Source organism: Actinoplanes sp. NPDC004185, assembly GCF_053603475.1.
The window spans coordinates 14,498-28,566 of the sequence record NZ_JBSGFR010000028.1; the positions used below are offsets into that span (position 1 = coordinate 14,498).

At 71.3% G+C, this 14,069-nt stretch carries 16 protein-coding genes; 5 read left to right on the forward strand and 11 right to left on the reverse strand.

The window, feature by feature from the left end; genetic code table 11:
* Window positions 1–192: 192 nt before the first annotated feature.
* Genes ACWEOZ_RS26730 through ACWEOZ_RS26740 form a run of 3 tightly spaced genes read right to left on the reverse strand, consistent with a single transcriptional unit; the run spans window position 193 to window position 2,600 of the window.
* Complete coding sequence (locus ACWEOZ_RS26730) at window positions 193–834, reverse strand: HAD family hydrolase (RefSeq protein WP_451913418.1); 642 nt, start codon at window positions 832–834, stop codon at window positions 193–195.
* A gap of 9 nt (window positions 835–843) precedes the next feature.
* A complete protein-coding gene (locus ACWEOZ_RS26735; RefSeq protein WP_451913419.1) occupies window positions 844–1,092 on the reverse strand; it encodes a glutaredoxin family protein in 249 nt (82 codons plus the stop codon).
* Window positions 1,089–2,600 carry an AMP-binding protein gene (locus ACWEOZ_RS26740; RefSeq protein ID WP_451913420.1) on the reverse strand — a complete coding sequence of 504 codons (1,512 nt, stop codon included), beginning with the start codon at window positions 2,598–2,600 and terminating at the stop codon, window positions 1,089–1,091. Before ACWEOZ_RS26740 ends, ACWEOZ_RS26735 begins: the two co-directional genes overlap by 4 nt.
* Window positions 2,601–2,908: 308 nt before the next feature.
* On the opposite strand from ACWEOZ_RS26740, the gene ACWEOZ_RS26745 reads away from it, so the two are divergent.
* Window positions 2,909–3,856, forward strand: coding sequence for an ECF subfamily RNA polymerase sigma factor, BldN family (locus ACWEOZ_RS26745; protein WP_451913421.1), 948 nt, complete (start codon window positions 2,909–2,911; stop codon window positions 3,854–3,856).
* 181 nt (window positions 3,857–4,037) lie between these two features.
* Entirely contained in the window at window positions 4,038–5,192 is a 1,155-nt protein-coding gene (locus ACWEOZ_RS26750) for a DUF5667 domain-containing protein (protein ID WP_451913422.1), read from the forward strand.
* 72 nt (window positions 5,193–5,264) lie between these two features.
* Here the strand turns inward: ACWEOZ_RS26750 and ACWEOZ_RS26755 are convergent, their stop codons facing one another.
* The 5 genes from ACWEOZ_RS26755 to ACWEOZ_RS26775 form a co-directional block, all read right to left on the reverse strand.
* Complete coding sequence (locus ACWEOZ_RS26755; RefSeq protein WP_451913423.1) at window positions 5,265–6,293, reverse strand: lysophospholipid acyltransferase family protein; 1,029 nt, start codon at window positions 6,291–6,293, stop codon at window positions 5,265–5,267.
* Complete coding sequence (locus ACWEOZ_RS26760; RefSeq protein WP_451913424.1) at window positions 6,290–7,378, reverse strand: NAD-dependent epimerase/dehydratase family protein; 1,089 nt, start codon at window positions 7,376–7,378, stop codon at window positions 6,290–6,292. The genes ACWEOZ_RS26755 and ACWEOZ_RS26760 overlap by 4 nt, the downstream gene beginning before the upstream one ends.
* Window positions 7,379–7,447: 69 nt before the next feature.
* On the reverse strand, window positions 7,448–7,549 hold the full coding sequence (locus ACWEOZ_RS26765) for a 30S ribosomal protein bS22 (RefSeq protein ID WP_007465623.1): 102 nt from the start codon (window positions 7,547–7,549) through the stop codon (window positions 7,448–7,450).
* A gap of 177 nt (window positions 7,550–7,726) precedes the next feature.
* The gene (locus tag ACWEOZ_RS26770) at window positions 7,727–7,939 is read right to left on the reverse strand and encodes a helix-turn-helix domain-containing protein (protein ID WP_125803603.1); all 213 of its coding nucleotides are present in this window, start codon (window positions 7,937–7,939) and stop codon (window positions 7,727–7,729) included.
* A 187-nt stretch (window positions 7,940–8,126) separates the two neighbouring features.
* Window positions 8,127–9,047 carry a proline dehydrogenase family protein gene (locus ACWEOZ_RS26775; protein WP_212986492.1) on the reverse strand — a complete coding sequence of 307 codons (921 nt, stop codon included), beginning with the start codon at window positions 9,045–9,047 and terminating at the stop codon, window positions 8,127–8,129.
* A gap of 79 nt (window positions 9,048–9,126) precedes the next feature.
* Between ACWEOZ_RS26775 and ACWEOZ_RS26780 the strand changes: the two genes are divergently transcribed.
* On the forward strand, window positions 9,127–9,663 hold the full coding sequence (locus ACWEOZ_RS26780; RefSeq protein WP_451913425.1) for a CGNR zinc finger domain-containing protein: 537 nt from the start codon (window positions 9,127–9,129) through the stop codon (window positions 9,661–9,663).
* Here the strand turns inward: ACWEOZ_RS26780 and ACWEOZ_RS26785 are convergent.
* Window positions 9,650–10,471, reverse strand: a complete 822-nt coding sequence (locus tag ACWEOZ_RS26785) for a sugar phosphate isomerase/epimerase family protein (RefSeq protein WP_451913426.1) — start codon at window positions 10,469–10,471, stop codon at window positions 9,650–9,652. The genes ACWEOZ_RS26780 and ACWEOZ_RS26785 overlap by 14 nt on opposite strands.
* Window positions 10,472–10,612: 141 nt before the next feature.
* On the opposite strand from ACWEOZ_RS26785, the gene ACWEOZ_RS26790 reads away from it, so the two are divergent.
* Both ACWEOZ_RS26790 and ACWEOZ_RS26795 read left to right on the forward strand, forming a co-directional pair.
* Window positions 10,613–11,458 carry a hypothetical protein gene (locus tag ACWEOZ_RS26790; protein WP_451913518.1) on the forward strand — a complete coding sequence of 282 codons (846 nt, stop codon included), beginning with the start codon at window positions 10,613–10,615 and terminating at the stop codon, window positions 11,456–11,458.
* 38 nt (window positions 11,459–11,496) lie between these two features.
* Window positions 11,497–12,804, forward strand: a complete 1,308-nt coding sequence (locus ACWEOZ_RS26795) for a cellulose binding domain-containing protein (RefSeq protein WP_451913427.1) — start codon at window positions 11,497–11,499, stop codon at window positions 12,802–12,804.
* A gap of 38 nt (window positions 12,805–12,842) precedes the next feature.
* On the opposite strand, the gene ACWEOZ_RS26800 is transcribed toward ACWEOZ_RS26795, so the two are convergent.
* A complete protein-coding gene (locus tag ACWEOZ_RS26800; RefSeq protein ID WP_451913428.1) occupies window positions 12,843–13,268 on the reverse strand; it encodes a hypothetical protein in 426 nt (141 codons plus the stop codon).
* Between the two features lie 105 nt (window positions 13,269–13,373).
* Complete coding sequence (locus tag ACWEOZ_RS26805) at window positions 13,374–14,057, reverse strand: response regulator transcription factor (protein ID WP_212986497.1); 684 nt, start codon at window positions 14,055–14,057, stop codon at window positions 13,374–13,376.
* Window positions 14,058–14,069 lie beyond the last annotated feature (12 nt).

Sequence of the window (14,069 nt, forward strand, 5' to 3'; positions counted from 1 at the left end):
TGCTGGGACCGGCTGTGATAGCGGGGCTCGTCGGAGTCACAGAGTAGGCGCTTGTGAAGGCGTGCACAAATCGCGATCTTGATAGCGGAACTGGACAAAGATCGAGTCGGCGTGTTATCCGCCGGCCCTCTGCCGAGTATTACCGCTCGCCACCCAGGTATGCCAATGACGTCGACATTCCGACGACGAGTATCACAGTGTCTGCGCGAGGCGCACCGCATCGACGAGGGTGTCCGTCGTCGGGCGGCCGCTGGCCCGCAGCCGGGCCGGCTCGGTGAAGCCGCCGGTGTAGAGCACGCAGGCGGCGCCGACCGACTCGGCCGCCTCGGCGTCGTCCAGCGAGTCACCGATCAGCACCACCTGCTCACCGGGGATGCCCAGCTCGGCCAGGTGCCGCGCGAGGTGGCCGGCCTTGAGCCCGCCGTCGACCTCGGTGGGCCGCCCGTCGATGCGGGTGAACATGCCGGCCAGGCCGTACGTCCGCACCGCCGGAATCAGCTCGTCGTGGAACCACATGCTCAGCAGCGACTGGCTGCCCGGCCAGGCCTTGATCGCGGCCTCGGCGTCGGCGGCCAGCGTGGTGGTGGTCAACCCGACCCGGTACGCCTGGTGGAAGATCCGGTCGAGCTCCTCGAACTCCTCGGCGTCGACCGCCCGGCCGAGGATCTCGGCGTAGAACTCGGCGACCGGGCGGCGGAACCTCCGGCGGTGCTCGTCAGCGTCGACGCTGCGCCCGCCGACCGCCTTGAAGGTGTGATTGGTCGACGAGACGACCAGCGACAGGTCGTCGAGCAGGGTGCCGTTCCAGTCCCAGACGAGATGAGTTCGAGCCACCGCGCGAGATTACAGGCGGGGGGTGCCTGCCGGTCTACCCAAATCCCGCAACAGGCGATCTTCCTCGACCCGCCAGTAGCCGTGCTCCTTGCCGTCGAGCAGCACCACCGGGACCCGGTCGCCGTAGTCGCGCTCCAGCTCCACCGAGTCGGCGATCTCGACCCGGGTCCACTGCCCGGGGGCGATCCGGTCCAGGGTCTGCTCGGCCACCTCGCACAGGTGACAGCCCGCCCGGCTGATGAGAGTGATCCGGGTCATCGCAGAGCGCCTTTCCGTACCTTGCCGATGGCTGAGTGCGGCAGCTCGGTGACCAGCTCGATGCCGGCCGGCAGCTTGAACCGGGACAGCTGGGCGGCGCAGTAGACCTGTAGCTCGGCGGGGGTGGGCGGGGGGTCGAGGGCGGGCACGACGTAGGCGTACGGGGCCTGCCCGGTCAGCTGGTCGGGGATGGCGATCACCGCCGCCTCGGCCACGCCCGGGTGCCCGTCGAGCACCCGTTCGATCTCGGCCGGATAGACGTTGAAGCCGTTGACCAGGATCAGCTCGCCGATCCGGTCGACCAGCACCAGGTCGCCGTCCGCGTCGGCGTACGCGATGTCGCCGGTGCCCCACCAGCCGTCGGCGTCCGGGCCGTCCCGTCCGTCCGGCCAGTATCCGGAGAAGAGATTCGCGCCGCGCACGACGATCTCGCCCGGGTCGGTGCCCGCGCTGACCTCCAGGTCGAGGTCCAGCTCGGCGTCCTCCTGGACGTCCGCGACGAGCCCGTCGCGCCACAGCACCTCGCCGTCGGCCGTGCGCAGCAGCAGCGACACCCCGGGCAGCGGGCGGCCGATCGAGCCGGTCTTCTCCCGGTGACTGACCGCGGTCGTGGTGAGCACCGGGGCGGCTTCGGTCAGGCCGTACCCGATCAGCACGGTCTTGCCGGTCGCGGCCGTGAAGGCCGCCGCGTCGGCCGGGTCGAGCGGGGCCGCGCCGCACACGGCCGTCCGCACCGCCGCCAGGGCCTCGCGCGCGGCGGGCTCGCGTGCCCACGCGGCATACATGGACGGCACCCCGATCACGGCCGTGACCTGCCGTTTCGCCATCAGGGACAGGGTCGCCGCCGGCTCGAAGCGGTCCACCAGCACGCCGCAGGCGCCGTAGTGGGCGATCGCGCCGAGACCCGTGTTGAGGCCGTAGGCGTGGAAGAACGGGATGGCGAGCAGGACCACGTCCGTGGCGCTCAGCACCGGCGGCTCGATGAGCGCGAGCTGATCGTGATTGGCGGCGAGCGCACGGTGGGTGAGCATGGCGCCCTTCGGCCGCCCGCTGGTCCCGGAGGTGTAGAGCAGGACCGCGAGGTCGTCGGCGGCGGGCGCGGGGTGCGGCAGGTCCGCTGCCCCGGACGCCAGCTCCCGCACCGGTACGGCTACCCCCTCGGACAACCGCAACCGCCCCAGCACCGCATCGTCGGCAACGACCCGGGCGGCCGAGCTGTCGGTCAGCGCGAAGGTCAGTTCGTCGGCGGTGTAGCCGGGATTGAGTGGCACGGCGACCAGCCCGGCCCGCAGCACGGCGAAGTAGGCGACGGCGAACTCGACGGTGTTGCCCAGCACCAGCGCCACCCGATCGCCGGCGGCGGTGCCGGCGGCCAGCCGAGCGGCCCCGCGCGAGACGCGTTCGTCCAGCTCAGCCCACGTGACGACAGTGTCGCCGGAGATCAAGGCGGGGGCGTCGGGGCGCTGCCGCGCGGATGTGCGGACGGGGTCGCGCGCGCTGTTCTCCACGACGCCCGAGTCTGGCACAGAAGACCCTCGATCGGGTGGCCGGACAGCCGGTCCGGGCCCCCTTTCGAGGTGTCCTACATGGTGACAGATGTTCTTGATGTGCAGTCTGCGCCACTTCGGAGTAATTTCGCACAGCGCACACAGTGTGCGACTGCCCGTGGTCAAGCTCCGCAATACTTCCCGTCTGTGTAACGGAGTCCACATCCGTGGGTGAGGTCGGCCTGCCCTTTGCGGCCGCCCCACCCCTTTTGTTGTGGATCCGGTTCTGGACACCCCTCATCGACGGCCCGCCGGGTCAAGGAGGCGCAGTGAGTCATGTGTACGCCGGCGATCCGTACAGCCGTGATGTGTTCGCGGCGCGTCTCGCGCTCTCGGAGGGCCTGAGCGCCCTCCGCCGGGGCATCGACGGCACGATCGCGCACGCGATCCGCAGCGACGGACCCAAGCGGACCCGGAACCGGCCGCACATCAACGAGTCCCCGAGCCGGCACCTGCCGCCCACGGGGAACGCCAAGCCGGGCAGCGGGCGGGTGGCCGTACCGGGCCGGCCCGCGCAGCCGCCGCAGCAGGCCGGCCCGGACCGCCGGACCGGGACGACCGACGAGACGGTCGTGGTGCCGACCCAGAGCACCACCGGGCCGCCGAGCGAGGCCGAACCACCGAAATACCCGGCGCGGCCCGACCCGGGTGACGCCGCCGCCGAGGTGTGGGCCCTGGTCGAGCGGGCCCAGGCGGGCGAGTCGGCCGCCTTCGGCCTGATCTACGACCGGTACGTCGACACCGTCTTCCGGTTCGTCTACTTCCGGGTCGGCAACCGCCAGCTCGCCGAGGACCTGACCTCCGACACGTTCCTGCGGGCGCTCAAGCGGATCGGCAGCTTTACCTGGCAGGGCCGGGACCTGGGCGCCTGGCTGGTCACCATCGCCCGCAACCTGGTCGCCGACCACTTCAAGTCGGGCCGCTACCGGCTCGAGGTGACCACCGGCGACGTGCTGGACGCCGACCGTGAGGACCGTGGTCCCGAGGGCAGCCCCGAGGCCGCCGTCGTCGACCACATCACCAACGTGGCGCTACTCACCGCGGTCAAGCAGCTCAACCCCGAACAGCAGGAGTGCATTGTGCTGCGCTTCCTGCAGGGCTTCTCGGTGGCCGAGACCGCGCAGACCATGGGCAAGAACGAAGGTGCCATCAAGGCACTGCAGTACCGGGCCGTCCGGGCACTGGCCCGGTTGCTGCCCGAAGGGTTCCAGTGGTGACGGCAATTCACCGTATGTCGATCTCTGTGGGCCTCGCCGCCCAGCTGACACCCGTAACCGGGCCCGCCCGTCGCGCGTTTGTCCGGATGCGACCAGTGGTGGGCCGTCGGCCCGCCGGTTCCGTCGCGACCGCCGGCAATCTCACCGGCGAATCAGTCACGAGCGAAGGGAGGTGCCCGCGGTGAACTTGAACATCTTCGATCGCCGGAGCGCCGAGCGCTTCGCGGAGCTGCTCGACGAGACCAACGGCGGCCGTCGCCATCACACCCGGGGGCAGGCCGACGAGCAACTCGCCGAGCTGGTCGCCATCGGGCACAGCCTCTCCGCGGCACGGTCCGGGGTCCAGGTGGATCCCGAGTTCCGCACCGGCCTGCGAGCGATGCTCGTGGCCACGGCCGAGCGGGACGGTATCGGGGCGACCGCCACAGCCACCGAGCAGGAGCCGGCCGAGCCGGTCCGCAAGATGCTCGGCAAGACCGGCCGCCGGATCCGTGCCCGCGGCGCGATCGTCATCGGCGTCGCCGCCGGTGCCATGGCCGTCTCGGGTATCTCCGCAGCGAGCGAGAACGCGGCACCGGGCGACGCCCTGTACGGCGTCAAGCGCTCCACCGAACGGGCCCAGCTGGCCATGGCCGGCTCCGACGTCACCCGGGGTCAGCTGTCGCTGACCTTCGCCCGCAACCGGCTCGCCGAGGCGGCCGCGATGAAGGGTGACAACCCCAGGTTCCGTCAGGTCCTCGGCGACATGGACAACGACACCCGCCAGGGTGTCAAGCTGCTCACGTCCGCCGCCGTGGCCCGCAAGGACAAGACGCCGCTGACCTCGGTCGACACCTTCGTCGAGAACCAGCGGCGGGTGCTGAACCCGCGGCTGGACCGGCTCAGCCCGGCCAACCGGGAACGGGCGCTGACCTCGGTCAAGCTGCTCGACTCGGTGCACGAGCGGGCCAAGGACCTGCGCGCCGGGCTCGCCTGCGACACGGTGACCCAGTCCGGCGGCGACGCGATCGGTCCGAAGCTGCGCGACTGCACGACCGGTGCCGCCACCGGCTCCCCCGACGAGCAACCGTCGGGTCAGGCCCAGCAGGAGGCGAAGACCGGCAGCGGCAACAAGGGCGACGCCGGCAAGAAGGCGAAGCCGAAGGACACCGGGGAGCCCACGGTCGACCCGACCAGCGGCAGCAAGGCTGTCCAGCCCGACACCGAGGTGCCGGCGACCAGCACTCCGGCGGAGACCCCGGAGCCGCTGCTCACCGAGGACCCGGCCGGTGTCGTCCCCGACGACAAGGACAAGGGCCTGCTCGGCGGGCTGCTGGGCAACCTCTTCGGGAGCTGAACGAGCAGGGCCTGAACGTGGCGAGGGGCGGTGTCCGACTGCGAAAGTCGGGGCCGCCCCTCACTGCACATGCTACAAGCCGAACGGGTCCGGGCGCTTCTCCAGAAGGGTGTGCAATGTGGCCTGGATCGTCTCGCGGACCTCATCGGCCAGGTTGTAGACGACCATCGGATCGTCGGCGTACTCGGTCAGGTGCGCGGTCGGGATCGGCGGGCAGAACTCGATCAGCCACTTGCTGGGCAGCGGGACCAGGCCCAGCGGCCCGAGCCACGGGAACGTCGGCGTGACCGGGAAGTACGGCATGCCGAGCAGCCGGGCCAGCGGCTTGAGATCGGCCAGGATCGGATAGATCTCCTCGGCCCCGACGATCGCCACCGGCACGATCGGGGTGCCGGTGCGCAGCGCCGCCGAGACGAAGCCGCCCCGGCCGAAACGCTGGAGCTTGTAACGCTCCGAGAAGCGCTTGCCGATGCCCTTGAAGCCCTCGGGGAAGACCCCGACCAGCTCGCCCTCGCTCATCAGGCGCTCGGCGTCGGGGTTGCAGGCCACCGTGGCGCCGGCCTTGCGGGCGAGCTCGGACAGCACCGGCAGCCGGAACACCAGGTCGGCGCCGAGCAGCCGCAGATGCCGGTCGCTCGGGTGCTGGTCGCGCAGAGCAACGGTGAGCATCAGGGCGTCCAGGGCGAGCGTGCCGGAGTGGTTGCCGACCACGAGACCGCCGCCGGTGTCCGGCACGTTCTCGATGCCGAACACCTCGGTGCGGAACCAGTCGCGGTAGAGCACCTTGAGCATCGGCTGGAAGACCGCGTCGTTGAGCTCGGGGTCGAAGCCGAAGTCGTCGACCTCGTACGCCCCGGCCAGCCGCCGCCGCAGGAAGGCGAGCCCGTTGGCCACCCGCTGGTCCCAGACGTCGACCGGACCCGGCTGCGGCTCGGGCTCAGGGGCACTCGCCTCGATCTGGGCCGTTGCGTGGCCGTCGACGGCGGGCAGGGCCCGGCGGCGGCCCGGCCGGTTGCCGTTCAAGGGCTTCGGCGCCCGGGCCGCGGGCAGCTCGAAGTCGGCGTGCCCGGGAAGCGCGGCGTGATACTCGTCCTGGGTCATGAGGATGCGTGCTCCTGGTCCTGCGTCGCGGCGGCCCGGACCCGGCGGATGCCGTCGAGGATCGCGCGCTCGGCAGCGGCCAGCCGGTCGGCGTTCAACGCCTGGCCGGTGCGGTGACCGTGGATGAAGTCGTCGAAGGCGGCCGCGGTCGTGCGCGGGCTGAAGCCGAACTCCTTGACCAGCCGGCTGGTGTCGACCACCCGGCCGTGCACGAACAGGTCGATCTGGTCCAGGCCGATCTGACCGACGCCGACGTTGCGGGCCAGCGCGGCGACCGAGGACAGGGTGCCCTCGGGCAGCGGCAGGGAGATCCGGCCGGCCCGGCGCACGGCCTGGGAGAGCGCCAGCACGCCCGCGCCGGCGACGTTGAACGTGCCGGGGTGGTCCTCGACCACCGAGCGGTGCAGGATCTCCAGCGCGTCGTCGACGTGCACGAACTGCAGCCGGGCGTCGCGGCCGAGCACGGTCGGGATCACCGGCTGCGCGAAGTAGCGGGTGAGTGAGGTCTCGGCGGTGGAGCTGAGGAACGGCGCGAACCGCAGCACGGTGGCGGCGACCTCGGGCCGGCGGCGGCGGAAACCCCGCACGTAGCCCTCGATGTCGAGGATGTCGCGCGCGAAGGAACCCCGCGGGACGGCCCGGGGCTCGGTGTCCTCGGTGAAGACGGCCGGGTCGCGGAACGAGGCGCCGTACGCAGCGGTGGAGGAGCGCACCACGAGCTTGCGCAGCCGGTCGGCACCCTGAGCAGCTGCGAGCAGCTGCATCGTGCCGATGACGTTCTGCTCTTTCATCGCCGCGCGGCCACCGCCGTGCGGATCGGGCGCACTGGTGACCGAAAGATGCACGACCGCCTCGGCGCCGAGCTCGGCGATGGCGCCGCTTGCGGCACGCGCATCAGCCCGGATCAGCTCGACCTCTGCCAGCAGGCCCGCGAGGGCGGGGGGCGGATCGAGCGGATCCAGGCCGATGACACGTTCGATGCGGGGATCCGCGGCGAGCCGGGCGGCAACCCGGGCACCGAGGAAACGGCTGACCCCGGTGACCACGACGACCCTCGGCGGGGCCGCGGGAGAAGACGTCACCACGGGCGCGCCTTTCGCATGCGGCGGTGGGAAAGGCAAGTGACCGGGCCGGGCATCACGCCCGGCCGGACATCACTTGCCGAGACGGCGACGCTGGACGCGGGTCTTGCGCAGCAGCTTACGGTGCTTCTTCTTCGCCATACGCTTGCGACGCTTCTTGACCACGGAGCCCATACGAAATGCCTCTCGAAACCATGTGGGGCCGGTCCCAGCGCACCCGCAGGCACACCCGACCGAGCTTGACGGCGGCCCGCCCCGCACCGGCGCCGAACAGGAAGCGCACGAGTGTCACGGGGGCGGACCGCTCCAGCGTAGCGGCCCGGCCGGGTGGGGACCAACACGGCCCCATGGTCACGCCGTTTGGCTGAACGCTCCCCGCAGGTACGTGTGGACAGCGTGCTCCGGCACCCGGAACGAACGACCGACCCGTACGGCACTGAGCTCGCCGCCGTGCACGAGCCGGTAGACGGTCATCTTGGACACCCGCATCAGGGCGGCCACCTCGGCCACGGTCAGGAAGCGCACCTCGGCGAGGCGCTCCTCGGCTTGGGCTGGACCCGTCATCTCCTCGCACCGATCCTTTCGCAGGCGCCTCCGCCGCGGCCGTCAGGCCGTGCGCCGCGGCGGGCGGGCGCGCGTGTCATCAGTACGGTATCGAGACTCCTGTGATCAAGGCGATGCGTTCCGTGAAATAACCACAAAAAGTCAAGCCGACACGCCCCGTGTGGCGTGTTCTCCCCCGAAAGGTGACTTACTTCTTGCTGGTCAGAGCGCGGCCGAAGAATGCCACGTTGGCCGGGCGCTCGGCCAGGCGGCGCATCAGGTAGCCGTACCACTGGTCGCCGTAGGGCACGTAGACGCGCACGGTGTGGCCGGCGGCGGCCAGCCGGGCCTGCTCCTCCGGGCGTACGCCGTAGAGCATCTGGAACTCGAACTCGTCGGCCGAGCGGTCGAACCAGCGGGCCCGGTCCTCGGCGATGGCGATCAGCCGGGGGTCGTGGGTGGCGATCATCGGGTAGCCGTCGCCCGACATCAGGATGTTGAGGCAGCGCACGTACGCCTTGTCCACGTCGAGGGCGGACTGGTAGGCGACCGACTCGGGCTCCGCGTACGCGCCCTTGCAGAGCCGCACCCGCGAGCCGGTGGTGGCCAGCTCCCGGCAGTCGCCCTCGGTCCGGCGCAGGTACGCCTGCAGGACCGCTCCCGTGCCCGGGTGGTCCTTGCGGAGCTCGGCGAGGATCTCCAGGGTCGAATCGGTGGTGGTGTGGTCCTCGGCGTCGAGCGTCACCGTGGTGCCCGCCGCGGCCGCCGCGGCACAGATCTCCTGCGCGTAGCCGAACGCCATCCGGTCGTCGACCTTCTGCCCCAGCGCGGACAGCTTGACGCTGACCTCGGCCGCCGGGGTCAGGCCGGCGCCGCTGAGCCGGCCCAGCAGGGTCAGATACTGATCGCGGGTGGCGGTCGCCTGCTCGGCCGTCAGCGTGTCCTCGCCCAGATAGTCCAGGCTGATCGCGAGGCCGTCGTCGGCGAGCTCCCGGCTCGCGCGCAGGGCGTCGTCGACACCGGCGCCGGCCACGAAACGGCGGACGACCCCCTTGCTGACCGGGGCGGAGGAGATCAGCCGCTCCATCCGGGACGACCCGGCGGCGGCGAGAAAGACGGAACGGAGCATGCGCCGAGCGTATCGCCCGCTCTCGTACGGGTCGCGGTAGAGCTGTCTTAATGCTCCACCGTGCGGCTACGGTTGTCGGGTGAACTTCGATGCGTACGCGCGGACGGCCGTCGAGCTGGTGAACGCCGGGCTCGCCGACCTCGATGGTCTCCGGGCACTGTTCAGCGCGGACCAGGCCTGGATGCGGGACGAGGTGGGCGAGAAGGACCTCGGGGTCTTCCGCCGGGCCCAGCGCCGGCTGCGCGACGTGTTCGAGTACGGCACCACCGGGCGCGACGCCGACGCCGTCACCGAGCTGAACGCGCTGCTGGAGGCGTACCCGGTGCAGCCGCGCATCTCCGGGCACGACGCCTCCGACTGGCACATGCACGTCACCAGCCGGGGCGCCTCGGTCAGCGCGGAATACCTGGCCGGCGCGGTCTGGGGCCTGTCGGTCTGGCTCTGCGAGTACGGCAGCGCCCGCTTCGGCATCTGCGCCGACGAGCGCTGCGGCAACGTCTATCTCGACACGTCGTCGAACAACTGCCGGCGCTTCTGCTCGGAACGCTGCGCGACCCGCTCGCACGTGGCCGCGCACCGGGCCCGCAAGCGCGCCGCGACGCTCACCCCCGCGTAGCGGCCGGGGTCGCCGTCGCCGCGGGCGCCAGGTGGTGCCGGGCGAAGGCGAGCGACTCGCGCAGATCGGCCTCGCGGACCGCCCGGCTGGTCACCTTGCGGGTGGAGACCTCGAGCGCCACCGAGCCCTGGAAGCCGCGCCCGGCCAGCGACTGCAGCAGCTCGGCGCACGGCTGATTGCCCCGCCCCGGCACCAGATGCTCGTCGCGGCCCTCGCCGGTGCCGTCGCCCAGGTGCACGTGCTTGAGGCCCTTGCCCATCCGGTCGGCCAGCTCCATCGAGTCCGTCCGCGAGGCGGCGGCGTGCGACAGGTCCAGCGTGTACGCGTCGTAGCCGGCCTCGGTCGGATCCCAGCCCGGCACGTACGGCACGAAGGTGCGCCCGGCCATCCGGACGGGATACATGTTCTCGATCGCGAACGTGATGTCCGGATGGCGCACCTGGAGCTCGGCCAGGCCGCCGGCGAAGTTGCGGGCGTAGTCACGCTGCCAGGTGAACGGCGGGTGCACGACCACGGTCGGCGCGCCCAGGGTCTCGGCGAGCTGGGCGGCCCGGTCGAGCCGCTCCCAGGGGTCCGGGCTCCACACCCGCTGGGTCACCAGCAGGCAGGGCGCGTGCACCGACAGCACCGGGACCTCGTAGTGCTCGGCGAGGCCCTGCAGTGCGCCGGCGTCCTGGCTGACGGCGTCCGTCCACACCATGACCTCGACACCGTCGTAGCCCACCGTCGCCGCCATCTCGAACGCGGCAGCGGTCGGCTCGGGGAAGACGGAGGAGCTGGACAGGAGTACGGGGACACGGGAAGTCACCGCTCAAGGGTAGACCCGTCCGGCACACCCGCCAGTTCTCAGTCTGGATATAAGCGGGCGAAACGCTCCGCCGCACGGGGGTTCACCACCCGCACGCGTACGCTGTCGCAGGTGAGTCGCCGCACCCAGATACGCATCGTGATGGACGAGGCGGCCGCCGCCCGTGCCCGCGAAGTTCCCCTCGACTTCCCCCGGGAATGGCTCGAGTTCACCGACCCCGCCGATGACCAGCACGTGGTCCGGGCCGACCTGACCTGGCTGCTGTCCCGTTGGACCTGTGTCTTCGGTTCCGCCTGCCACGGCATCGTGGCCGGCCGGGCCCAGGACGGCTGCTGCTCGCACGGGGCGTTCTTCACCGACGCCGACGACGAGGCCCGCACCAAGAACGCCGCGGCCAAGCTGACGCCCGAGACCTGGCAGCACTACCGGCGCGGTTTCAAGAACTACACCGTGATGGACACCCTCGACGGCGAGAAGCCGGCCCGCCGGACGGCGACCCAGTCCAAGGACGGGCCGTGCGTGTTCCTCAACGACGCCGACTTCGCCGGTGGCGGTGGCTGCGCGCTGCACGCCCAGGCTCTGCGCGACGGGGTGCACCCGCTGACCTACAAGCCGGACGTCTGCTGGCAGCTGCCGGTGCGCCGCGAGCAGGACTGGACGAAGCGGCCCGACGGCACGAAGTACCTGCTGTCCACGCTCACCGAGTTCGACCGGCGCGGCTGGGGCCCCGGCGGACACGACCTGGACTGGTGGTGCACGTCCTCACCGGACGCGCACGTCGGCACCGAGCCGATGTACAAGTCGTACGCGCCCGAGCTGATCGCGCTGATCGGCCAGGAGGCGTACGACGAGCTGGCCCGGCTCTGCGACATCCGGCTGCAGTCCAAGCTGGTCGCGCCGCACCCGGCGACGGTCGCCGCGGAGGCGGCCCGGGCGCCGAAGAAGCGCGGCGGACGCGAGCCGGCCACCCCGCCACAGGCGAGCTGACCATTGACGGAAGTCCATCAGTTAATTTAACTAACTGAATGTCCCTCCGACTTCCCCTGCTCGTCTGCGCTCTTGTCCTCGTGGCGGGCGGCACCGGCGATGCGACCGTGACCGGCTGGTCCGTGGAGTTCGACCCGCCGGCCGGCACCACGGTGACCAGCTCGTGGAGTTCGGTGCGGACCAGCACCGGCAACCACCACCGGTTCACCGACGCCTCGTGGAACGGCACGGTCGCGCCTGGTGCCACGGTCAGCTTCGGCTTCAACGTGGCTGCTCTGGGCGTACCCGTGGGGTGCACGATCAACGGCGCACCCTGCGCCGGCGGCACCGCGCCGACCACCGCACCGCCCACCGCGCCGCCGGCCACGACCCCGCCGGCGACCGGTCCGGTCGTTGACGTCAGCACCGCTGACCAGCTCAGTGCCGCTCTGGCCGCCGCCCGGCCGGGTCAGACGATCCGGCTGGCGCCCGGCACCTACCGCGGCGCGTTCCTCGGCCGCGTGGCCGGCACGGCCGCCGCACCGATCACCCTGACCGGCCCGGCCACGGCGATCCTGACCAATCCCGAATCATCGGGGACCAACCCGGGCTGCTCGGTGCCGGCCGCCGGCTTCGACCCCGGCTACGGCTTCTGGCTGTACGGGGCCGCGCACTGGACGCTCAGCGGTTTCACGGTGACCGGCGCGGCCAAGGGCATCATGATCGACGCCTCCCCGCACGTCACGATCGACGGCGTCTTCGTGCACGACATCGGCGACGAGGGCGTGCACTTCCGGCGCTCGTCGGCGGACGGCGTCATCCGCGACTCCCGGATCGAGCGCACCGGCACCGCCCAGCCCCAGTACGGCGAGGGCATCTACCTGGGCTCGGCCACCTCGAACTGGTCCTGTTACGGCAACACCGGCGGCATCGACGCCTCGGACCGGATCCAGGTGTTGAACAACCGGGTCGGCCCGGACGTGGCGGCCGAGCACCTGGACGTGAAGGAGGGCACGGTCGGCGGCGTGATCCGCGGCAACATCTGGAACGGGCAGGGTATCGCCGGCCAGAACTCGGCCGACTCCTGGCTGGACGTGAAGGGCAGCAACTACCTGATCGAGAGCAACACCGGCACGTTCAGCGCCCCGGGTGTCTTCGCGAACGGCTACGAGACGCACAACCCGACCGCGGGCTCCGGCTGCGGCAACGTCTGGCGTGACAACCGCAGTGACCTGGGCGGCGCCGGCAAGTGGGCGATCAACGTGACGTCGACGTCCAAGTGTGCGGGCAACCTGAACGTGGTCCACGCCTCGAACACGGTCACCGGGGCGACCAGCGGCCTGACGAACATCGCCGTCACCCCGTGACAGCGCCGGGCGCCGGCCCCGCCAGGCCGGCGCCCGTCTCACAGTGCGGTGAAGGACTGGATGCCCGCGGCCTTCAACGCCTCGTCGCGCACGTCCGGGCACTCGGCCTTCGACTTCTCGTCGATCTCGGCGCCCTGCGGGACGGCCCCGTTGGCGTCGTAGAAGTCGAAGATGCCGATGGTCATCTGGGCCATCGCGCCGACCTCACTGCCGACCGCTTTCCACTCGGCGACGTTCTCCTTGAGGTAGCCGCACAGGGCGGCCGCGGAGACCGTCTTTCCGCCGGCCGCGGTCTTTCCACCGGCCGCGGTCTTTCCGCCGGCGTCGGCGGTCGCCTGGGCGGCCGGCGCGGCGCCGGACGTCGGACCGGCACCGTCGTCGCAGGCGGTGATCGACGCGGCGGCCAGGCCGGCCACGGCCAGCAGCACGGCGGTACGGCGCGGGGCAAGGCGGAAAGCGCTCATGGAGGCAACCTCTGTTCGGGCCCGGCGTCGCGTGCTCGCTCGCCGTGGTGACCCGAAGCTATCGGCTGGTCACAGCCCTCCACATCGCACGTTCGTGCCACCGGCCTACGGCTCGAATTTGTACCCCAGACCCCGGACCGTGACGATGAACCGCGGTGCCGAGGGCTCCGGCTCGACCTTCGACCGCAGCCGCTTCACGTGCACGTCCAGCGTCTTGGTGTCGCCCACGTAGTCGGCCCCCCAGACCCGGTCGATCAGCTGGCCCCGGGTCAGCACCCGGCCGGCGTTGCGCAGCAACAGCTCCAGCAGCTCGAACTCCTTCAGCGGCAGCTGCACCGACGAGCCGTCCACCGTCACCACGTGCCGTTCCACGTCCATCCGGACCGGGCCGGCCGCCAGCGTCGGCGTCGTCACCTCGGCCGCCTCCGCGCCCTGCCGGCGCAGGACCGCGCGGATCCGGGCGACGAGCTCGCGGGGCGAGTACGGCTTGGTGACGTAGTCGTCGGCACCGATCTCCAGCCCGACCACCTTGTCGATCTCACTGTCCCGGGCCGTCACCATGATGATCGGTACGGCGGAACGCTGTCGCAGCTGCCGGCACACCTCGGTGCCGGACATCTCGGGCAGCATGAGGTCGAGCAGGACGATGTCGGCGCCGGTCCGGTCGAACTGCGTCAGCGCCGAGGTCCCGGTCGCCGCGACCGACACCTCGAAGCCCTCCTTGCGCAGCATGTACGACAGGGCGTCGGAGAACGACTCCTCATCCTCGACCACGAGCACGCGAGCCAATGGGGGTTCCTT